This window comes from Fibrobacter sp. UWB2 (assembly GCF_002210425.1).
In the GTDB taxonomy this organism is placed as follows: Bacteria; Fibrobacterota; Fibrobacteria; order Fibrobacterales; family Fibrobacteraceae; genus Fibrobacter; species Fibrobacter elongatus.
On sequence record NZ_MWQK01000004.1, the window covers coordinates 214,649 to 235,898 of the forward strand.

Genomic DNA, 21,250 nt, shown 5'->3' on the forward strand with positions numbered 1-21,250 from the left:
GGGTAAGATTTTTTTATAAAATATATTTTACAGCAGTCCTCGATTTTTTCCGTTTTCCCTCTTTTTCGATAAAAAACATCCGAGGTCTTTGATTGACCTCGGATTATTTTTACTGTCATTGGCTTTTTTAATGCCTAGAGCATTAATTACTTTTGATCGATTTCCGCTTTAATCGCTAAGACATCAGCTTCAGAAAGCTTTGAAACGCGTACGACCTTTTCTACAGAATCACCTTCAATAAGCAAATCTTTTGCCACTTCGCGAGCCTTTTGATTACGGCCTCGATCAAGGGCGGCCTTGTTGATTGCATATTCATCCCATTTGGCTTTCTGCGCTTCATCAATCATTTTCTGTTCCTCTTTCGATAATTTAGCCAAATACGCACTCGAAAACAAGAGTTCAAATGCCGTATTGGCATACTGCTTGGGCATCTGCGTCATGTTTTTCATGTTCTTGAGCGCGTAAAGCCCCCTGTCTAGCGTTGTTTCAAGCTGGTCCAGAGGTTTGTTGAACTTCGGGAGTTCCTCAAAAGCGAAAGAAAGGACTTCGCTAACGCTAGCCCCATTGATTTCACGGAGCTTGGCACGGCGGATATAGCGGTCATCGACAAATACATTGAATTCCATAAAAACTACTGTAACAACAGGTTTCAGCTCATAATTGTACTTTTGTCCACGTTCGCCCTGCGCAATGACAGTCTGCGATGCGTAATAAATTGCACGGTTGACAATGTTTTCTTGCATAAGGAGCTGCACTTCGATAATAAAGCGTCGCTGTGCCGAATCGATGCAGTACAAGTCAAAGACTGTTGTCCGGTTTTCGTTCGACCCGTCATTGAATTCCTTGTCACGGGACTGCACGTCCACAATCGGCGATGATATTTCTCCTTCAAGCACAGCATTCAAGAGCGCAATCAGACAAACCTTGTTCTTAGTGTCGGGATTGAAGGCTTTCTTGAAAGTCCTGTCCGTAAGAAGGTCAGCAAAAACTCCTGCGCCTTTGTATTCCTCATAAGTTCTAGCCTCGCTAATAGTTTTACCCCAATGTGCTTCTACAATGTTATTATTGTTTTCCATATTTTTCCGTTGTTAAATTCCCGATAATGTCGGCTCATAGACGGAAAACAGCTCCCCGTCCTTTATATTAACACGCTTTTCGCGCCCGTTTGGCCCACATTTTTTGTGTAAAATTTTTGCGATTTATTATAATTTACCCAAAACACAAATTGAACATCTTGAACTTTATCTCAAGTAAAAATACATTATATGTATGAAAAAAATTTCCTTTATACTCATTCTTATTGCTTTGGGCGAAGCTATGGCTCAGTCCTGCAAAATCAGCAGCACTCCCAAAGGAATGCAGATTCAGAATGAATTGCCTACCGAAAACACAGACATGTCCTCATTCCCTAATTTGGGCAACACCGTAGATATTTCAGGCATTGTCGCTGAAGCGAATATTGACCTCAGTACGGATCCAATTTGCATGAAAGCAATTCCCGGTTGCAACGTTACCGTAAAATACACTCAAAGTGAATCCGCAAAAACAAGTCGCGGAGCTCGAGCAGTACTACACAATTTTAAAATTCATTCCGAAAAAGAAACCCTTATGTCAAAGGTCGCAGACTCAACATGGATTCTCTACCCAAGCGATCTTGAGTTAAATATCGGTGATACGCTTTACGTCAAAAACTACTCTGCATTATATTACAACGTATGGGACGAAAATACACATTGCGATTACGTTCCCAAGCTTTCTGCAGTAGGCGAATACACCGTTATTCAGGGGATTCAGACGCAAACAATTCATCGATTGCGCACCGCAAAAGATTCAAAGTCAAAGACGTTCAATCGAGACGCAAGCGGACGATTTTCGACAAACAACAATTGTCATATAATCAAATATTAATGGATACGCCCGCCTTCGCGGACATATCCATTTAAAGTTCAAAGCTCTAATTTCAGCTTGTTTTTACTACAGCAAGCCCTTCTTTGCGGAGCGCATAAGGTTCTTGACCTGCTTTTTGTCCATCGCAGGCACGTTTGCATCTTCGAAGCGCTTGGAACGCGGAGCACAATCTTCGCAGAGGTGCTTGACCACCGTCCCAAAACTTGCGGCTCCGTCGGACATGGACATTTCACGGGTGCGGTAAGAGCGCAGCAAGGCTTCCTTGTGGCACTTGTCGCAGATGCCCATCTTGGGGGCGGCAGGCTCGCGGGCGGTATTGCGTTTCTGCTTGTCCTTTTCGGAATCAATGGAGAACGCACGGCTCATGGCCGCATTTTTACTAGCAAAACGATTGTCAAAAAGACCCATAATTACATCTCCTTTAAATCTTCTACAAGTTTATCCTGCAAATATAGCGCTAAAAGCATGCAGCAAAGCGACGTGGCAGAGCCATCTTCCATAAAGAGGGAGCGCCCGAACTTGCCGCGTTCCATCTGCTTTTCCTTGAACGTCTCGGCAAATTCCGCAAAATCGAGAAGCTTTGTGCGGGGGGCATTCGCAGCGCAAAACTCACGAATCATAGTATTTAAATATTCCACCTCGCTTAATGCAATCGGGAACATTTCCGGGGGAATCGTGAGCAAAAAGAGTCGCGACTGCGTCTTGTTCACGAGTTCGTTCACGAGCGTTTCGTAAAGCGAGGCGATCGAGGCGCCATCGGTACCGCCGTGGTTCAGTTCACGCAGCCCAAGCCCCATGATAATGCGGCCGGCATTTTTACCAATGACATCGGAAGAAAGACGCGCTTTGATTTGCGATAACGAGACCGCAACAGGCACATTTACGGAAAACTGTATAGGTCGGCTAGGTTCCCGGCACAGCACGGCTTCCACAAAACGGTTCGCCGCTTCGCCCTTTGGCCCAAATAATTCATCGCCTATAACTAATACTCTGTTTTCCACATAAACAATCTATACTTTAGATTGCGTTTTGACCACAGAGATTTCCCAATAATTGCCTTTTTTTTCGCGAGAAAGCACTTTATGGCCATCGGCAATGAGCGATCCGGGCACATTTTCTATCGGGGAACCCTCATCGAGCCAGATTTTGAGCGTTCGGCCTGCCGGATAACCGGACATGACGATTCGCGAACGGACGGAATTGAGGGGGCATTTTACACCACGGAGATCCAAAAGGGAGGGAATTTCGCCCTGGAGGGTGGCAGGTAACGGCAAAATTTTCGCTTTTTCGCAGAAATCGGCGATTTCATCGGTGTAATTTTCGGGATTTTCTGCCCATTCCCCCACCGGGAACTCCGAAAGACCACAACATACTATTTTAGATAGAGCCTCTTCGGGGGTAAGGAGTGCCGATGTACCGCGACGGATCCATTCCACGCACGCATACATTAATAATTTACGTAAAGATTCTGTAAAACCTGCGGTTTCGCGGTTCGCATCTATCCAGCGAGCGATTGGAGATGTTAAATTTTTCTTGCGTTCATCTGCCATTTTTTGCATATTTCGCCATTGTAAAAAAGTCTAACCAAACCTATGTAAAAATACACTTTCCAAAGCAAAAAATGGGCCAAAATTCCTGAAAAATGTAGCAAAGGTCACATAGCGTTTCTATATTTGGCCCCAAGCATTCAATAAATGCAAAGGTTACAGTAGAATGAGTACTATACTACTATACGCAATGTTCGTCGTCTACGTTATCGCAGGCGTGGGATTGGTGATTTACGGGTTCAGTTGCTACTACAGCATCTACCTATTCCTCAAGAACAGCCGCAAGACGCGACTTTCAGACCGCAAAGCGATCTTGAAGTATTACCGCGAACATTCCATGGCAGACCTCCCGCAGGTCACGACCCAGCTCCCGGTTTTTAACGAAGCCAACTGCGTAGAACGACTCCTTGAAGCGGTCTGCGCCATCGACTATCCCAAGGACAAGCACGAAATCCAGGTCTTGGACGACTCCACGGACGAATGCTACGAAGTCACCAAGAAGAAAGTCGCTGAACTCGCCGCCCGCGGTTATGACATCAAGCTCATCCACCGCACGAACCGCAAGGACTTCAAGGCTGGCGCCCTCAAGGAAGGCATGGCTGTTGCAAAGGGTGAATTCCTCGCCATCTTCGATGCCGACTTCGTTCCTGAAAAAGACTTCCTCTTGAAGACCGTTCCGTACTTGGTCATGGATCCGCAGGTCGGCCTTGTCCAGGGCCGCTGGGGTCACTTGAACCGCACCGAATCCGGTCTTACGCTCGCCCAGTCTATCGGTATCGACGGCCACTTCGTGGTGGAACAGTCCGCACGTAGCTGGGGCAAGCTCTTCATGAACTTCAACGGTACCGCCGGTGTCTGGCGCAAGGACGCTATTTACGGCGGTGGCGGCTGGGAAGGCGATACGCTCACCGAAGACATGGACCTTTCTTACCGTTCCCAGCTTGCTGGTTGGAAGATGAAGTTTGTGTTCGACGTGATTGTTCCGGCCGAACTCCCGAACGACATCAACGCATTCAAGGCTCAGCAGTTCCGCTGGGCAAAGGGTTCCATCCAGACCGCTATCAAGATTTTGCCGAAGGTTTTGCGCTCCAAGGTTCCGTTCCGCGTGAAGATTGGCGCAATACTTCACACGACGCACTACTCGATCCACCCCTGCATGTTGTTCACCGCCCTCTGCGCTTGGCCATTGCTCGCCTTCTTTGAACCGGTCGGACACCTCCCCACTTGGGCATACACGGTTGGTTTCGCATTCATCTTCCTCGCCGCAATCGCTCCTTCTGTTCTTTACTTTGTTGCCCAGCGTTGCTCCGGCTACACCGGTTGGAAGATCCGCTTGCTCTCGCTCCCCATCTTGATGGCGCTCGGCGTTGGCATCGCAGTCAGCAACTCTCGCGCAGTGTTCGCCGCAGTTCTCGGTACAAAGGGCAGCTTCGTCCGTACCCCGAAGAACGGTGGCGCAAAGAAGAAGGCCAAGAGCCACTACGCACAGAAGTTCCCGTGGATGGCACTCCTCGAACTTATCGTCGGCGTCTACTGCATCTTCGGTTTGCTCGAATACATCAACGCCAGCAAGTACATCATTGGACCGTTCCTTGCCCTTTATGCAATCGGCTTCCTCTCGGTGAGCGTGCTTAGCTTTATGCATTACATCAGCAACATCTTCGAAGTTCGCAAGGCCATTAAGTGCTCCGAATGCGTCGAAGAACAGGCTACGAACTAAGTTAAAGTCCTGCAAGATGTGGCGAAATTCGCCAAACGCAATTCAAGAAGTCCCGCAAACGCGGGGCTTTTTTTGTTGGTGTTTTGGGGCTCTAGAAACGCGCACGAATGGCGCCACGGGATGCACGAGATTCGCCCGAGGTAGTGTCGCAAGGCGGGAGGCCACGCACAAAGCGGGTGCGGCAGCGGAGTTCTTTGACTTTTTCCGAGACGAACTGTTCGTAATGGAGGCTTGTTTCGAGAACGCCGTGATGGAACATCGAATAAACGTTCAACGAGACGGTCGTGAGGAGCGCGGCAACCGTTATGGCGACAAGCATTTCCAAGAGCGTAAAGCCGTGTCGAGAAGATTTAGGCAGAGCTAGATTCATTCGCAAAGAAAAGCGCCTCCGATTCTCACCGACAACGCACCAAGCGTTTGAGAGAATAATGTTCACGTTCCACAACCGCCCACGCTAAATGCGGGTTACCAGGAACACGAATCAGGCGAACCGACAAAGAGTCCGCGCAATCCGGGCGGTTCGCAACCAACGATTCCATCGAAGATAGCACGTCATAGAATTCCTCCAAGCGCTTCCGCTCCCCCGCCACTTCGCGATTGAAGAAGTTCCAACCGCCAAGGAGCGCCGTTGTTCCAACGAGAAAAACCGTAAGCGCCACGCAAACTTCGGGCAAAGTAAAGCCTTGACGAGAACAAGTCACAAGCGCCTCCGGGAAAACACAACATTGCGAGTGTCCATACAAAATGGCAAAAGCGCCTGAGTTGAATCGAGAAGCTTTGCCGAAGAATCACGTTCAACAGTTCCAGACGGCGCAATCGCCAAGCCTTCAAACACAGACTTTTCAAGGAGCGACAAGCGGTTCTCGCGATAGCCGACCGCAAGAGCCACGCTCGGGAAATTCATTTGTGCATGGTCTGAAATTTCAATATTCAGTTTCGAGAGGAGCGCACCCGCCATCGAGACATTTCCCGAGACAGACACTCCCGCAAGCCCAAAAATTTCAGCAAAGTCCGCGGTCACATTTCCCTGAACGCTCACTGAGCCGGTCGCATAAATCCGAAGCGTATCAAAGTGAACATTCCCGCGAATCTTGACATCGCCCTCGACATTCGCCATAAAAGAACGGATCAACTTTTGCGAACTTCGCTGATTTTCAAAAACACTGTCAAAAGCACGGGATTCGCCAAGATCCAACTTCAAATCGCCTACGCTCACGTTTATCGCCATCGTGCGTTCTGCAGAAAGCCCATCCGAAGAATCGAGCTTAAAAAAGCGACGATTCCCTGACAAATTTTTTAAGCCCGCTGAATGCAAAATGCGTTCATGCAAATTCTGCTCCAGCACTACGGCACAACGCGCCCATTCCGAAGTCGAGAATCGCCCGTATTCAAGCCCCAGCATGAACTGGAATTTATTACGAACACGCCATTCGGTCCACGGTCCAAGAATCCGAGATTCAACAATCGGAAGCTCCGCAAAATAGCCATCCGGAAAGCCATTCAGTTTCGCGAGCACCGCCGATTCCGCAAGGTACATTTCCTGTGTTTCTTTTGCAACAAGCGATACGTTTCGGCGGAGCGTCCCCGGCATTTTAAGCATTGCAGTCACGAGAATCGAAAGCACAAGTAACAAGCCCAACACAAGCGGAAGAACGTTACCGCATTTTGAGCGCATAACGAACCTCCTTACGACCACAACGCATCACAACATCGTTCATTCCAATTCGCTTCACGCGATATCGAGAAAGCGAATCACCGACCGAAAGCGTTTTCGTCTCACCTGCAGATGTTTTCACGAGCGCCACTCGCCCGCCCACAATTCCAAGTAAATTGATTTCCGACGAATCGCAGGCGCCACGAGAAGAGAGCCCTGCCCTTCCGAGAGTCCATTTGGCAGGGAGCAAATCGCGATGCCCTTCCGCCCACGCAAGCATTTCTAAATCACGAGCCGCAGGCTGACTCAATTCTACAGGCGCAACGTCTACAAACGAATTGCGCAATTCGTCATCAAAAAATTTTGCACATAACAAATTCAAAGAACCGCCACACATTGCAAAAACACTCGCACAAAAAACAAGCAAAGCCACAGAGCTCATCACCCATCGACGCAGTTCACAAGGTTTCATCGAATCGCACTCATCTAAATCCTTGCCACGCCAAAACGGATCACGCACAGCAACTTGAAAGAGATCTTTCACATGCAGCGATTCCTCGACAGTCCCAACTTTCTCACAGCAAACAACAAACTCCCCCACGTCATTCATTTTCGCAAACAGTTCATCGGCTTTCAAGAATTCCTTAAAGCGCGCTACACGTTCCCGACAAGCGTCATCAAACACTTCTCCGTAGCCATACTCTTCTGACCAATGGCATAAACGGCCTTCCATAAAAACGAGGATGTACAGGCAATGTCCCCAAAACGCGACAAACAACAAATTTCCATTTTCCACGCAGTTATTATCAAACACAACACATTCGCCGCCACACTCCGCGCACGCTTCATCACACTTCAAGCAATTCACACCATCCCGTTCGCCTCGCAGTACTTTATCAGCAATTGCATACAACGCAATTTGTTTTGGCAAGCAACGGTCAAACGTTTTTCGGTAATTTTCCAACGGTTCATCCGCCACCGCCACGAGATAGCGATGTTTGCGTCCATCCGACGCATTGAACGAGACCAGCGGCCAAAAGAAAACCGCGCACTCGCCATCTGCAAAACCGGCATTAAACACTTCTCTAAAATTTTCATCAAATCGCTTGCGCAATTCCGTTTCCGTAGGCATCCCGTCAAATGCTGTCGTCACTTCCCACGTCATCATCCGAGCCGCGACAGGCGCGACTTTTTTCGCCCACCCAATCATTCCTTCGTCTCCACACTCGGCGTGATAAAAATGGCGAGTTCACTTTCGTCCTCTTCTTCGGAGGTGTAACTGAACAGACGCCCCAGCAAAGGAATACTCCCCAAGAACGGCACCGCCGAGCGCACCTCCGTCTTGTTCTTGCGAATAAGCCCACCCAAGCACAAAGTCTCGCCATCGCGCAACACCACTGTTGTCTTCATGTTCCGAGAACTGATGTCTCGCGGCCCATCGCCAGTGCTCCTGCCCGCCGTCTTGATTTCCGGCGACACAGACAACGTTATCAAACCGTTTTGCGTCATCGTTGGAGTGAGTTCCAATGAAATACCATCGTTAAACGAACGATAATCCGTAATCGGGTAGCCATCTGCAGAAACTTGACTGACAAGATAATAGACCGTATTCGTCACGTTAAGTTCCGCCTTGTTGCCGTTCAACGTTGTCACGCGCGGTCGCGCAAGCACCTTTGCCTCGTTGTTCTCTTCCATCGACGAAAGCTCCAGCTCAAAGCGATCCGGCAAGATTCCAATTTTTCCGAACGCCCCCGATTTCGAAATATCCTTGCCCAAGAAATCAAAGAACCCGCGCGCCTGAATATCGCGCTCACCCACATTCCGCGTTGCCCCGCTCCGCACACCAATCGCAAAACTACGCCCCTTGCGGAACTCCACAATCACGCACGCAAGCGTCACCTGCATTTGAGGCACATCGACCATTTTCAAAAGCTCCTCAGCACGCGCAATCGCCCGCGGTGAGCCACCAAGCACAAGCGCATTCTGCTCACGATATTCCGAGACATTCAGTTCCGAGCCTTTCATAAACTTTGAAAGTTGCGACATTGCCTTCTCGGGCGAAACATGTTTTAGCGGGAATACCTGTACATCGGCAAGCGCTTTCGCCCCTTCTTCCGAGACCCAAAGCGACGACGAATCTAGCCGAAACGTGAACGCACTTCCGCGAAAAAGTGACGCTAAAAGTTCCGGCAACGAAACATCCTTGAACGACATCTGCACTGTTTCATTCAAGTCGCCATAAACCGCCAAATTGAGCCCCGCCTCTTCTGCAATTGCCTTAAGCACGGCCTTGAGCGAAGCCGATTGCAAATCCACCGAATAAAGGTCTCCCGCACGTTCCACAGAAACTTCCGCACCATCCGGCGAACCGTTCAATGCATTCCCCGTTTTCGCACGCGAAACCCGCAAACACCCACGCTCCCCGCGTACCTTGAACCCGTTCGATTCCATCAACACGCGAAACGCCATTTCTGGAACCATTCGCCTCAGATTTCCACTCACCACGCCATCCACGTCATAATCCGCAAGCACATTCACGCACGTATTCAGGCCAAATTCCTTCACAAACTCGCGCACGTTCATGTTTTTCACGTCAATGACCACGCCAGAATCCGTGAGCGCAATCGTACCGTTCTGCACACGCGCCCGCCGAATATGGTACACACGCCCTTCCAACACCAAATCCAAGCCATGCGATGCACAAAGCGAAGTCAGCCCTTCGAAAAGGCTTACCCCCTCCAGGTGAAACGTCACGCGAACATCGCCCGCATCATCCGTCAAAATGGACGTTCCATACGCAAGCGAAAGCGTCCGCGCCACCTCCGAGAGCGCGACATCCACAAAATCAAGCGTAACCGCCCCCGATGAAGTCCGAACTGACTTTGGCTTTTCAACCGAACGCGCTCCCGCCACCGACGAAGACAACAACAATGTCAAAAGGGAAATTCCCAAGATCCTTAGAAGCACACGATTCTCCTAAAATGCGCATGCCCGCTTTTTCAATGCGAACGCCTCTGGCGTTACAATTGCGGCCCCTGCCCGGGATAATATTTAAGGATCTAAGAAATGATATAATAAGTTGCGAACTAATGTATAAAAAAGCAATTAGAAAAACAAGACGTCTAAAGGGGAATAAAATTTTCGGAACTTTTATCCCCACTGAGGCGAATTACCTCGTTTTTTTATGGGTTTTAAGACCAGCAAAAAGGACTTTTCGGACAAAAACATCGAAATTTACGCAATTTCGCCACATTTTCAAAATTGGCACGGTTCTTGCTAAATACAGGGTGGAAACAAAAAAATCCACCCACAACCATAGGAAGAATCATGAAAACAAAATTCATCGCAATCCTCACAATCTCTACGCTTGCCTTTTTTGCCAATGCATCTGCCAAGAGCGATGCCTCTGACATGAAGAGCGTCAAGGCCGAAATCACCGCTGAAATTTCGGAAGAAGTCCAAGCTGAAGTTGTCGACAAGATCGACTTCAAGAAGATGCGCGAAGAAAGCAAGGAAGCTCGCAAGGGTCTCCTTGACAAGATCAAGCTCGACAAGGACGAAGCCAAGGTAGAAGCTCCGAAGCCGCCGAAGCCGGAAATCGAACCGCCGACCCCGAAGACGGAAGAAGAACTCCAGGCCGAACGCGAAGCTCACAAGGCTGAACTCGAAGCCAAGAAGGCCGAACGTGAAGCTAAGAAGGCTGAAGAAGAAGCAAAGCGTGCTGAACGTGAAGAAACTTTGAAAGCTGAACGCGAAGCTAAGAAGGCCGAAATGGAAGCCAAGCGCGCCGAAGAAGAAGCTAAGCGTGCTGAACGCGAAGAAGCCCGCAAGGCCGAACGCGAAGCCAAGAAGGCCGAAATGGAAGCAAAGCGTGCTGAACTCGAAGCACAGCGCGCAGAACGCGAAGAAGCTTTGAAGGCTGAACGCGAAGCTCGCAAGGCTGAATTGGAAGCTAAGAAGGCTGAACTCGAAGCACAGCGTGCAGAACGTGAAGAAGCTTTGAAGGCCGAACGCGAAGCTAAGAAGGCCGAAATGGAAGCCAAGCGTGCCGAACTCGAAGCTCAGCGTGCAGAACGCGAAGAAGCTTTGAAGGCCGAACGTGAAGCTCGCAAGGCTGAAATCGAAGCCAAGAAGGCCGAAATCGAAGCACAGCGTGCAGAACGTGAAGCTTTGAAGGCTGAAAAGGAAACTGTAAAAGAAGAAAAGACCGTAGCACAGGTTGAATAAGGACTTTCCTCCTAAAAAACTGGGCGGCGGGAGCAACCGTCGCCCTCTTTTTTCCGAGTCTTTTCAAGGTTAACGCTATGAAAAACGCAAACAAAATTATTGCACTTTTGACCAGCTCGGTATTCGTGGCGGTTCCGTTTGCACAACCGGAATCCGATATCGCGACACCTGCAGGAAGGTCAGAAATAGCGCAGGACGCCCCTGACCTTGGACAGAAACAGAAAGAAGACTGGCAGCGCTTACGTGAAGAACGCAAGCAAGCACGGCAACAAATTCTCTCGGACATCAAGGCAAACGCCCAAGCCGAAATCAAGGATATCCAGCAAGACATCAACTTGCAAAAAACGAGCAACAACGCGCTAAACGAAAACAAGAATATCACGAAAGAAAATATTATCAACAAAGAAAAAGGGCAAATCGAAAAGAATCGCGACGAATGGGAAAAACAGCACCCAGAAAACCCGCCGTTCGATGTTCCTCGTCCAAACGAACACGTCCCTTTCCCTAAAGGTCCTAAATTTTAAGACCAAAGATTTGAATTTTACCAACCCACACAAAAGCGACGCCGAATGGCGCCGCTTTTTTCACAGACCGCAGTTACAAGAGATCCGCGGACATTTTATTTTAAAGGACATTCTCGCTTATCACCACGCTGGCGGCGGAGCGTAGAGGAAGCGACCGGCGCTGCAAAAGAACACGCAGCCATCGATATCGCTAGACTCGCCTTCGTTTTCGCAAGCGGTTCCGATTACAGGGCTTGCCTGGCAACGCAGAGACGGGCGGTCGCAATCGACTTCTTCACCGCATTCGTAATACTTGAAGCGTTCCACCCACTTGTTATTGACGCAGATGTAGTTTTCAATCCTGAAACTATTATTGGATTCCACGATGCGGAGGTCTCTGCTAGATTCGGAGCCATCGCAAGGTTCGCTCAGCCACTTGTCATTGCAGTATCTATCGATGCCATACTTGTTGCAAAGTTCGTATTCGCTATAGCCGCATTCAGGAGCAAGAGCGTTGCATACAGGAACCGCGCATCCATCCATTCCCGGTTCGCAATCCTTGACATTCAGAGACCAGTATCCCTGATCACACACAAATTCCTCACCTGTTTCGCAATCAAATGCAAATCTTTTTTCTACACCGCAAAAACCGCAACCAGGCCTATTATCATCGCATTTGACATCGGTGATGTGCTCGCAGATTTCATCGCCCATGCCGTACTCTCTCCACTTGCCGCCTTCGCACTTGTAATGGCCGTTGAATACGCCTTCTTTATAGCAAGCTTCGCAGTATTCGAGTTTACCTTGGGCGCAGAATTTATTGTTATCCGTCGCCTTGACTTCCCACGTTTCACCGTTGCAAACGTAAATGGCACCACTTCCGCAATCGGCAATTTCCTTGATGCCATCCGGTTGGCAGAGACGGTAGCCACAGCCACCCATCCCCGGCTTGCATTCATCCGGTTTGACATTCAAGCAAGTCACCAGTTGCCAATTGTTGTTTTGACATTCATAGTTTGCACCTGTCACGCAGTCAACAGCGGTGCGGCCGTTCTGATCCACGCAGTTACCCTTTTCGGTCATGCCATCGTAATCCGTGATGTGTCTGCAAGTTTCCACGTTTTTTTCTTCGCAGCAAACCGGTTCCTGAGTCCAAATCCCATTACAGTGGGTAGCCCAATGACCGTTCGGACAAACTTCAACAGAGCTAGAGCTCAACGGCTTTTGAGAAAACGAAGAACTGCTGTTTTTCACAGAAGAAGAACTGCTCACGCAGAATCGGGTCTCGCCAGATTCGCAAAGCTGTTCGACTGTGTAACCACACTCAGGAAGCAGTGCAGCACACTGCGAGCTGAGCGGGATATCGGATGAAGAGCTTACAGCAACCTCTGAACTAGAGGACTGCGGAGCAGGCTGTTCAACTGCCGAGGAAGTCCCACCGTTTCCAGCGTTGAAATCAGGACCGCTGAGAGTATCGTTATCGCATGCAACGACTGCAAAAGAGGTAGCCGCCACAACGGCAAGGCTCATCACCTTGACATAATGATTCTTTTTCATGATGTTTTCTCCTTAATTTATAATTTCACCCACTCATTACCCGTTTTAAGATTCGGGCAATTATCAGACAAATCCACATCAACTTTTATATGTTCCGCTTCGGCATGGCTATTGATTTCGCCACAATAGTAGAACAGGAACCTGGACATTTGAGTCAAAGACAGCGCCTTACATTCTCCCGCCGGAATATCAATCACCTTGATGGTATTCTCGGTAATTTCAGCAACGATATAGGCTGCAGTCAATCCATCGCTATACACATTGAACGTATAAAGTCCACAATTTTCGTCCAAAGTTTCGTTCTTTATCGCACTGATGATTTGAGGATACATCGCAAATGCCATCGGGAAGTATTCTTGCAACGCATCGACATTCTGCTTTACAATCTTGTGCGGCCAAGGCGTATCAAATTCGGTCGTCATCGGCGGATTCGGATTTTGCGGATCGCCATCTATGTTTAGATCAATCGATGTCGCCATGACGCCACTATCAAACGCATCCGATTCTTGATTGAGCAATTTCAAGTAATAATCCAACGAAATATCAGGCTTTGCCGTACCTTCATTTGGTTTTTCAGAACTGCTAGAATTATTATTCACATCAACACCAGTAGAAGAACTTGTGGCTCCAGGAGGCGTACTATTCGAGGACTCCGCATAAGAGCTACTTGATTTTGCAGAACTGCTCGAAATGGCGTGCGAGCTACTAGAAATTGTGCGCGAACTACTTGAAGCCACTCGTGAGCTACTCGACGATTTTGCAGAAGAACTAGACGATTCCTCTTCGGAGCTCGACGAAACTCTATAGGCAAATTCATTTGTTTCTTCGGACGTACCTGCAATTTTATCCGAAGAACACCCCGCAAAGAAGCTCAACGAAAAGATTACCGCGAGCGTTATAAGTTCATACAAACTACACTTCTTCATTTTCGTTCTCCTTCACGTTTTTCGTCAGGGGGAATAATTGCAAATTCAAGCGATAAACTTGTTCAATATTCTTTTCTTCAGCGGCGATGGCAATAATCTGGCGACGGCATTCATTCAGCACACATTCGATTTTACGGAAAGACTCGCGCGAAAGCCCCATGGTCACTCCACTAAAATTACGAATTTCCTTCGGGAGTTCAAGCGCCGAAGTCGCAAGCCTGGACATTTGGCGGAGCATATTTCTCATGGCAAGTCGCGTTGCATCCGTTGTGCCCTTGATCGAAGTTTCGGACTGGACAAAATTTTCATCTTCTTTTTTCAGGAGTCCCGATTTTGTGAGGAAATCGAGGGAATCGCGAACTTCCGCAGCAGAAATTTGCGGATAACACATCTTCGCCATTTCGCCAGGAGTGGCGCCCGGCATAATCGGGGCAAGTTCCCTGACAACCGAGTTGTGCCAAGTATCGTAGTACTTGAAAAACTCGCCTTCAATCGTACGGACTTTGTACGTCTTTGCGATGGAAAGCATTTCTTCGTAGGCGGCTTTTTTACTTTCTTCTGTTTCCGCCTGGCCAAACTTGACCATCGCCCTGAAATAATCCATCTCGAAACCAGCAAGTTCCATGGCAGCACCCGTGCGTTCTACACCGATACGGCTCAACTTGCTTTTACCGTCGCAAACGACCTTCATGTACGAGGGTGAACTGAATCCTGCGTTCTTGGAGAATTCTCTCCAGGAGAACGCGGAACAGCGCTTGCGTTCCTCGTAGTAATCACGCATAAACATGCGGAAATCGGTATATTCGACGATCGGTTTCATATTAAAAAATATAAAACCGTAATTTTCCAAAATCAAGTCTTTTTATGCTACAAAATTAAAGATTTTTGCAAAATTTAAGCATTTTTCTAAAAATTTCGCACAAAAATTTTGCATATACTACATCGTGTAGCATATAGAACAATCAACCCAGCGCTTGGCGGGCGGCTTCTTTGGCATGGATGATGGTCGTGTCATACACAGGGAGCACGCTATCCTTTTCGGAGATAAGCATGCCAATTTCCGTGCAGCCAAGAATCACACATTCAGCACCACGTTCCTTCAAGCTTTCAATGATGCGCTGGTATTCTGCACGCGATGCATCGAGAACCTTACCCAAGCAAAGTTCATTGAAAATCACGTTGTTCACAATTTCAATATCCGGAACGTCCGGCACAATCACTTCAAGACCAGCGCTCTTAAGGCGGTCCTTGATAAAGTCTTGCGTCATCGTGAATTTGGTGCCAAGCAATGCAACTTTCGTAAAGCCATCGCGAATAACGCTTGTTGCAGCCGCATCGGCAATGTGCAGAATCGGGATATGAATTTCACGTTCGATTTGCGGGACAAGCTTGTGCATCGTATTCGTAGCAATCACGATAAAGTCAGCACCAGCACTTTCGAGACGCTTTGCAGCATCAGCAAGAATCGCCGCATCGCCATCCCAATTGCCAATGGACATATTCGCTTCAAGTTCTGCAAAATCGACACTGTACATCAAGATTTTTGCACTGTGAAAACCGCCCAACGCGCTGACAACTTCTTTATTCAAAATTTCATAGTACGTGATTGTACTTTCCCAACTCATGCCGCCAATCAAACCAATCGTCTTCATAAATTTCTCCATTATCATTCGCTAAAGGCTAATGTTCATTAGCCAAATGCAGCACAATAATAGCTAATAATTTTCAGAACGTCAAAAAGACGATAAGCAACAAAGCAACAATTTTATGGAAGCGTAACGGCTTCGCGGTCCAAAGACTTAAATACGTCTTTCTGCGGATTACCCTTACCCGAAGCAATAGACCTGCCACTCTGGGCAAGCAACTTCAAAAGTTTCAAACGTTCACGCGCTATTTGCACTGCGTCCATAATTTAGGAACCTCTCCAAACTTCGCCTACGTCCAAAATAACGGAGCAAGCGACTCCTTCTCATGTTTTGTACAAATATAACAAATTATATCCACAATGTGTTGCATTTATTTGAATCATATAAGGTATTTTTATGCACAACATTTTATATATTTACTATATTGACAAAAAACAAACCCTCAAGGAGAAAATAATGTTCAAAAAAATCGCACTCGCAGCAGCACTCACCGCTAGCGCATCTTTTGCAACCTGGGACTACTTCCCGATTTTGGATGGTGGCAAAGGCCAGGCCGAACTTGACGTTGCCTACTTTAAAATCGAAAAGCTTTCTGAATTACAGATTGCAGCAGCAGCCCGCTACTCCATCACTCCGAACTTTGAATTCGGTATCGGCATTCCGTTCCTCCTCTACGCCGCTTACGATGGCGAATCTTATGACGACGTTGCTGGTCTTGGCAAAATTCAGCTCATGACCCGCTACCAGTTCACACCTAACGTAAGCGCATTTGTGGACTTCATTCTCCCCACTTGCGGCGACAACACGTGTGATGACGATGGAGCATTCGCATTCCACTTCGGTGCCCAGTACTCCCAGAAATTCGGCATCGTAAACTTCGGTTCTGAACTTGGCCTCCAACTCGAAACTGCCGGCGACAACGATGTAACCCCGCCTTGGGAATTGAACATCGGTGTAGAAGCTGATTTCGAAGTCAACCCGGTATTCGTTCCGTATGTCGGTCTCGAAACCCACACCTTGCTCGGCAAGTACTCTTACAAGGGTGATGACGCAAGCAAGAGCTACACTGGAAAAACAGGCTTTGACCCGTACTTCGGCTTTACCGCAAACATCACCCCGCAAGTCTATGCAGGTGCACAACTCAGATTCGGCATTGGCGAAGACTACTACGGCGAGAATACGCTCACGACAATCACTGCCAAGGTCGGCTTCAACTTCTAAAAAAGTTTCCGCTTAGGAATTGCACTCTAGATAAAACGTCTAGAGTGTTTTTTTGACTTTTTAAAATGCTCTAATGTGCAGTATTTAAAATTTTTATATATTTGCAGGACGATCATAGCAAGCACAAAAGCCCCCATTAAGGTTGCTGAGAAAATCGTTTGCTATATATGGAAGTGAATTTTAAAGAGATTGATTAATGGCAGCTACGAAATATACAGAAGACAGCATCAAATCCCTAGAGTGGCATGAACACATCCGTCTGCGCCCCGGTATGTACATCGGTAAACTTGGCGACGGACAGAGCCCGGACGACGGCATTTACGTGCTCGTCAAGGAAATTATCGACAACTCCATCGACGAATTCGTGATGGGTGCCGGCAAGAAGATTGAAATCAACATTGACGACCATGCGGCACGCGTGCGCGACTACGGGCGCGGCATTCCTCTCGGCAAAGTCATCGACTGCGTGTCGAAGATCAACACGGGTGGTAAGTACGATTCCGAAGCGTTCCAGAAGTCCGTCGGTTTGAACGGCGTGGGTACAAAGGCCGTGAACGCCCTTTCGACCAAGTTCATCGTGAAAAGCTACCGCGACGGTCGCATGAAGCAGGCTGAATTCTGCCGTGGCGTTCTAGTGCAGGACTACAAGGAATGTGCAACGACCGAAAAGAACGGTACCGAAATTTACTTTGAACCGGACGCCGACATTTTCAAGAACTACCGCTTCCTCCCGGCCTACATGGAAGAGAAGGTCTGGAACTACGCCTACTTGAATAACGGCCTCCAGCTCATCATGAACGACAAGGTCTACACGAGCCCGAACGGCCTTTTGGACCTTTTGAACAAGCACGTGGACGATTCCATCCGCTACCCGGTGATTCACTTCAAGGGCAAGGATATTGAATGCGCCTTCACGCACGGGAACCAGTACGGCGAACACTACTACAGCTTTGTGAACGGTCAGCACACCACGCAGGGCGGTACGCACCAGCAGGCTTTCCGCGAAGGTCTTGTCAAAGGCGCCCGCGACCACTTCAAGAAGGACTTGGACCCGCAAGACGTGCGCAACTGCGTCATTGGCGCGATTTCCGTACGCATCCAGGAACCGGTTTTCGAATCCCAGACCAAGACAAAGCTCGGCTCGACGACGGTCGCTCCGGGTGGCGCCCAGCTGCGCTCCTGGGTCGTGGATTACGTGGCAAGCGAGTTCGACAACTTCTTGCACAAGAATCCCGAAACCGAAAAGGCACTCCTCAACCGCATCACGCAGAACGAACGTGAACGCAAGGAAATCGCAGGCATCAAAAAGCTCGCGAACGAACGCGCCAAAAAAGCTAACTTGCACAACCGCAAGCTTCGCGACTGCAAGATCCACCTCACCGACGTGAAAAACGCGCTCAACCGCGAATCGATGATTTTCATTACAGAAGGTGACTCCGCATCCGGCTCTATCACCAAGGCCCGTAACGTGCAGACGCAAGCCGTGTTCAGCTTGCGCGGTAAGCCGCTCAACAGCTTTGGCATGACGAAGAAGGTCGTGTACGAGAACGAAGAATTCAACTTGTTGCAGCACGCGCTCGATATCGAAAACGGTCTCGAGAATTTGCGTTACGACAAAGTGATTATCGCGACCGATGCTGATGTGGACGGTATGCACATTCGCCTTTTGCTCATGACGTTCTTCTTGCAGTTCTTCCCGGAACTCGTGGAACAGAAGCACTTGTACATCTTGCAGACGCCGCTTTTCCGCGTGCGCAACAAGCAGGTGACCAAGTACTGCTACGACGAAGCGGAACGCGACAAGGCCGCTAAGGAAATCGGCAAGACCGGTCTCGAGATTACACGATTCAAAGGTCTTGGCGAAATCAGCCCGGAAGAATTCGGACAGTTCATCAACGAGGACATGCGCCTCGAGACGGTGAGCATTCCGCCCGACGCTTCGCTCGGCAAGATGCTGGAATACTACATGGGCAACAACACGCCTATGCGCCAGGAACACATCGTGCTGAACCTGAGAGCAGAAGCAGTCGAAGAACTGTAATACATATACTCCAAACTTTATGGATCCCCTCCCTAACGGTCGAGGATGACAAGAAGAAAAAAGCTCGCGATTCCAAAGGTCGCGAGCTTTTTCTTTTTTAAAAGGAGATGCCCTCCCCATACGCGGATCATGCTCACATAAGTGCTAAAGCACTAAGTGATCAAAGAGCTCAAGGCGGGCATGACATACGACTTACACCTTATGGAGTGTCTGCGTCTTGGGGCCTTTCACACCGGCAGGGAGGATCATCATGACCTTTTCCATGCGGGTGCCATCCATGCGCAGAACGCGGAACGTGTAACCCTGAATCTTGACTTCGGCGCCCGGCGACGGGATGATTCCAAGCGTTGCCTGGATGAGGCCAGAGAGCGTTTCCACGTGGGAATTCTCAGGCGGCTTCAGTTCCACATCCAGTTCGTATTCCAAATCCGAGAGCGTCATCAGCGGATCGAGAATATAGCGACCGTCCTTCAACTTCTGCACGTCCTCGTCTTCGTCCATGTCGTCTTCGTCGCGAATTTCGCCGACGATTTCTTCAAGAATGTCTTCAAGCGTTACAAGGCCTGCGGTTCCACCGTATTCGTCCACGACAATCGCGAGCTGGTTACCCGTCTTGCGGAGTTCCGTCAACAGGTCATCAATCTTCTTGTGATACGGCACGTAGACCGGCGGCATCACGAGCTTCATCAAGTCAAACGGTTCGTCGCGATGTTCCGTGTACCATTCCAAGAAGTCACGGTTCGAAAGGATACCGACAATGTTGTCGACCGTTTCCTTGTAAACCGGCAAACGCGAATGGCGTTCGTTGTTCAAAACCTTCACCAAGTCCTCAAGCGATGTGTCCACATCAATCGCGCACATGTCCACACGCGGCGTCATGATTTCGCGCACCGGCGTTTCCACGAAGTCGAAGATGTTGAGGATCATCTGGCGTTCTTCTTTTTCAAGGCCTTCGCCTTCAGAGAGCGAAGAATCCGAAAGGTCCGCCTGCACAGCGTCGCGGCGTTCTTCGGGCAAGAAGCTGAGCTTGGCATCGTAACCGAGAGCGTCCAAAAGCTTGAGGTAAATCGTATGGCAAACGCGTCCCACCGGCACAAACGGCATACGGATGAGCCTGTACAGCGGCACGAGCACCACGGATAAAGTATCCGGTTTCAGGTTGCCAATTAGGTTCGGGAAAAAGATGGTCACGATATAAATCACGGCACAAGCGCAAAGCATGTACGCCATGATACCGAGCAGCCAAAAATCGTGCGTCCACTGCCACGGGGCATTCGAGAACAGATAAAATCCGAACACGCCAATGCCCACGTCCGAAAAGATACGGCCGATGGAGACGGTCTCGTTGTAGCCGCGGTTTTCGACAATCTTTGCAATCTTCGCTTCGCGGTCCGTGCGGTCGTGGTCTTCACGCTTGGCATAGATGGCGGCAAAGACTGCCTTGATTAAAGTAAACGATGCCGAAACTAAAAGAAAGAAAACGAGAAGAACAATCGCAATGGTGTTCGTATCACCCATTTTCCATGCTCTCCTTGTCCTTGTATGGATCCAGTCCCAAGAACTCACATTCGCGGGCACGCATCACCTTGCGGTCGGCGGCCTTGATATGGTCGTACCCCGACAGGTGGAGCAGTCCGTGAACAATCACACGCTTCATCTCGGCAAAAAAGCTATTGCCGTACTGCGGGGCCTGGCGCTTGACCTGGTCCCTTGCGATGTAGATTTCGCCGAGCATTTCTTCTTCGCCCGGGATTTCTTCGTGCCATTCGAACGAAAGCACGTCCGTCACCTTGTCGAGTCCGCGGTAGTTCTTGTTCATCTCGCGAACGAACTCGTCGGTGCAGAGCACGATGTTGACGTTGTTCTCCGTGCCTTCTTCGGCAAGGAGCTTGCGGGCCATAGCTTCGAACTTATCCTTCCACGGGAAGGACTCGATATTCCCCTCGCACAGGAAATCGATAGTGTAGTCTTTCTTTTTACTAGCAGGGTCTGGCATTAAATGTTATACCACTTTTTTAAGACGTTGATAATGGCTTCGGCTTGCGCCTTGCCTGTAATCTTGAACTTGCCTTGGGGCTTGAACGTGCCTTGCATCTTGCGGTAACGGCGCAGAGAGACCTTCGGTTCGCTGAACTCGCCCGTTTTCGGGTCACGGTCCTGGTAGAAGAACATCACGGTCGGCCAGGCGCCCTTCGAAAGGACTTCCTTGCTCAATTCCTTGATGACGACTTCGCCGGTTTCTTCGTCAGTGTATTCGACGGTCAAATCTTCGACTTCTGCACTCATTTTTACCTCCAATG

23 protein-coding genes are annotated in these 21,250 nt (G+C 49.0%); 6 read left to right on the forward strand and 17 right to left on the reverse strand.

What is annotated here, in order from left to right:
• Positions 1-146 precede the first annotated feature (146 nt).
• The gene (locus B7982_RS09080; RefSeq protein ID WP_088660463.1) at positions 147-1,076 is read right to left on the reverse strand and encodes an Rpn family recombination-promoting nuclease/putative transposase; all 930 of its coding nucleotides are present in this window, start codon (positions 1,074-1,076) and stop codon (positions 147-149) included.
• Between the two features lie 193 nt (positions 1,077-1,269).
• Here B7982_RS09080 and B7982_RS09085 point away from each other — a divergent pair, with 193 nt between their 5' ends.
• Positions 1,270-1,908, forward strand: a complete 639-nt coding sequence (locus tag B7982_RS09085; protein ID WP_088660464.1) for a hypothetical protein — start codon at positions 1,270-1,272, stop codon at positions 1,906-1,908.
• A 66-nt stretch (positions 1,909-1,974) separates the two neighbouring features.
• Here the strand turns inward: B7982_RS09085 and B7982_RS09090 are convergent, their stop codons facing one another.
• From B7982_RS09090 to B7982_RS09100, 3 genes are all read right to left on the reverse strand, one after another.
• Positions 1,975-2,316 carry a hypothetical protein gene (locus B7982_RS09090; RefSeq protein WP_073425058.1) on the reverse strand — a complete coding sequence of 114 codons (342 nt, stop codon included), beginning with the start codon at positions 2,314-2,316 and terminating at the stop codon, positions 1,975-1,977.
• Positions 2,317-2,318: 2 nt separating this feature from the next.
• Positions 2,319-2,786 (reverse strand): hypothetical protein, encoded by a 468-nt coding sequence (locus B7982_RS09095; protein WP_233138463.1) that lies wholly within the window; start codon positions 2,784-2,786, stop codon positions 2,319-2,321.
• Positions 2,787-2,918: 132 nt separating this feature from the next.
• The gene (locus B7982_RS09100) at positions 2,919-3,467 is read right to left on the reverse strand and encodes a sulfurtransferase TusA family protein (RefSeq protein WP_088660466.1); all 549 of its coding nucleotides are present in this window, start codon (positions 3,465-3,467) and stop codon (positions 2,919-2,921) included.
• Positions 3,468-3,645: 178 nt separating this feature from the next.
• On the opposite strand from B7982_RS09100, the gene B7982_RS09105 reads away from it, so the two are divergent.
• Positions 3,646-5,175: a glycosyltransferase gene (locus tag B7982_RS09105; protein ID WP_233138464.1), complete on the forward strand. Its 1,530-nt coding sequence runs from the start codon at positions 3,646-3,648 to the stop codon at positions 5,173-5,175.
• A gap of 91 nt (positions 5,176-5,266) precedes the next feature.
• On the opposite strand, the gene B7982_RS09110 is transcribed toward B7982_RS09105, so the two are convergent.
• From B7982_RS09110 to B7982_RS09130, 5 genes are read right to left on the reverse strand one after another with little or no spacing between them, the layout of a single operon-like run.
• Positions 5,267-5,545 carry a prepilin-type N-terminal cleavage/methylation domain-containing protein gene (locus tag B7982_RS09110; protein WP_088660468.1) on the reverse strand — a complete coding sequence of 93 codons (279 nt, stop codon included), beginning with the start codon at positions 5,543-5,545 and terminating at the stop codon, positions 5,267-5,269.
• A gap of 25 nt (positions 5,546-5,570) precedes the next feature.
• On the reverse strand, positions 5,571-5,876 hold the full coding sequence (locus B7982_RS09115; RefSeq protein ID WP_158212994.1) for a prepilin-type N-terminal cleavage/methylation domain-containing protein: 306 nt from the start codon (positions 5,874-5,876) through the stop codon (positions 5,571-5,573).
• Complete coding sequence (locus tag B7982_RS09120) at positions 5,873-6,850, reverse strand: hypothetical protein (protein ID WP_088660470.1); 978 nt, start codon at positions 6,848-6,850, stop codon at positions 5,873-5,875. Before B7982_RS09120 ends, B7982_RS09115 begins: the two co-directional genes overlap by 4 nt.
• Positions 6,831-7,997, reverse strand: a complete 1,167-nt coding sequence (locus tag B7982_RS09125; protein WP_233138465.1) for a hypothetical protein — start codon at positions 7,995-7,997, stop codon at positions 6,831-6,833. The genes B7982_RS09120 and B7982_RS09125 overlap by 20 nt, the downstream gene beginning before the upstream one ends.
• Positions 7,998-8,035: 38 nt before the next feature.
• Complete coding sequence (locus tag B7982_RS09130) at positions 8,036-9,766, reverse strand: type II secretion system protein GspD (RefSeq protein ID WP_233138466.1); 1,731 nt, start codon at positions 9,764-9,766, stop codon at positions 8,036-8,038.
• Positions 9,767-10,156: 390 nt separating this feature from the next.
• On the opposite strand from B7982_RS09130, the gene B7982_RS09135 reads away from it, so the two are divergent.
• Both B7982_RS09135 and B7982_RS09140 read left to right on the forward strand, forming a co-directional pair.
• Positions 10,157-11,056: a hypothetical protein gene (locus B7982_RS09135; protein ID WP_088660473.1), complete on the forward strand. Its 900-nt coding sequence runs from the start codon at positions 10,157-10,159 to the stop codon at positions 11,054-11,056.
• 77 nt (positions 11,057-11,133) lie between these two features.
• Entirely contained in the window at positions 11,134-11,580 is a 447-nt protein-coding gene (locus B7982_RS09140) for a hypothetical protein (protein WP_088660474.1), read from the forward strand.
• Between the two features lie 120 nt (positions 11,581-11,700).
• On the opposite strand, the gene B7982_RS09145 is transcribed toward B7982_RS09140, so the two are convergent.
• From B7982_RS09145 to B7982_RS15025, 5 genes are all read right to left on the reverse strand, one after another.
• A complete protein-coding gene (locus B7982_RS09145) occupies positions 11,701-13,116 on the reverse strand; it encodes a hypothetical protein (protein WP_088660475.1) in 1,416 nt (471 codons plus the stop codon).
• A gap of 17 nt (positions 13,117-13,133) precedes the next feature.
• Complete coding sequence (locus tag B7982_RS09150) at positions 13,134-14,042, reverse strand: hypothetical protein (protein ID WP_088660476.1); 909 nt, start codon at positions 14,040-14,042, stop codon at positions 13,134-13,136.
• Positions 14,029-14,862, reverse strand: coding sequence for a TIGR02147 family protein (locus B7982_RS09155; RefSeq protein WP_088660477.1), 834 nt, complete (start codon positions 14,860-14,862; stop codon positions 14,029-14,031). Before B7982_RS09155 ends, B7982_RS09150 begins: the two co-directional genes overlap by 14 nt.
• 142 nt (positions 14,863-15,004) lie before the next feature.
• Positions 15,005-15,694, reverse strand: a complete 690-nt coding sequence (locus B7982_RS09160) for an aspartate/glutamate racemase family protein (protein ID WP_088660478.1) — start codon at positions 15,692-15,694, stop codon at positions 15,005-15,007.
• Between the two features lie 113 nt (positions 15,695-15,807).
• Entirely contained in the window at positions 15,808-15,951 is a 144-nt protein-coding gene (locus B7982_RS15025) for a hypothetical protein (RefSeq protein WP_181369112.1), read from the reverse strand.
• 193 nt (positions 15,952-16,144) lie between these two features.
• On the opposite strand from B7982_RS15025, the gene B7982_RS09165 reads away from it, so the two are divergent.
• Entirely contained in the window at positions 16,145-16,909 is a 765-nt protein-coding gene (locus tag B7982_RS09165) for a porin family protein (protein ID WP_144065945.1), read from the forward strand.
• 196 nt (positions 16,910-17,105) lie between these two features.
• Positions 17,106-18,950 (forward strand): DNA topoisomerase IV subunit B, encoded by a 1,845-nt coding sequence (locus tag B7982_RS09170; RefSeq protein ID WP_088640788.1) that lies wholly within the window; start codon positions 17,106-17,108, stop codon positions 18,948-18,950.
• 192 nt (positions 18,951-19,142) lie between these two features.
• Here B7982_RS09170 and B7982_RS09175 read toward each other — a convergent pair whose 3' ends face one another.
• Genes B7982_RS09175 through B7982_RS09185 form a run of 3 tightly spaced genes read right to left on the reverse strand, consistent with a single transcriptional unit; the run spans position 19,143 to position 21,236 of the window.
• Positions 19,143-20,468: a hemolysin family protein gene (locus tag B7982_RS09175; protein ID WP_088660480.1), complete on the reverse strand. Its 1,326-nt coding sequence runs from the start codon at positions 20,466-20,468 to the stop codon at positions 19,143-19,145.
• Entirely contained in the window at positions 20,461-20,946 is a 486-nt protein-coding gene (ybeY, locus tag B7982_RS09180; RefSeq protein WP_012820391.1) for an rRNA maturation RNase YbeY, read from the reverse strand. Before ybeY ends, B7982_RS09175 begins: the two co-directional genes overlap by 8 nt.
• The gene (locus B7982_RS09185; protein ID WP_012820392.1) at positions 20,946-21,236 is read right to left on the reverse strand and encodes a hypothetical protein; all 291 of its coding nucleotides are present in this window, start codon (positions 21,234-21,236) and stop codon (positions 20,946-20,948) included. The genes ybeY and B7982_RS09185 overlap by 1 nt, the downstream gene beginning before the upstream one ends.
• Positions 21,237-21,250 lie beyond the last annotated feature (14 nt).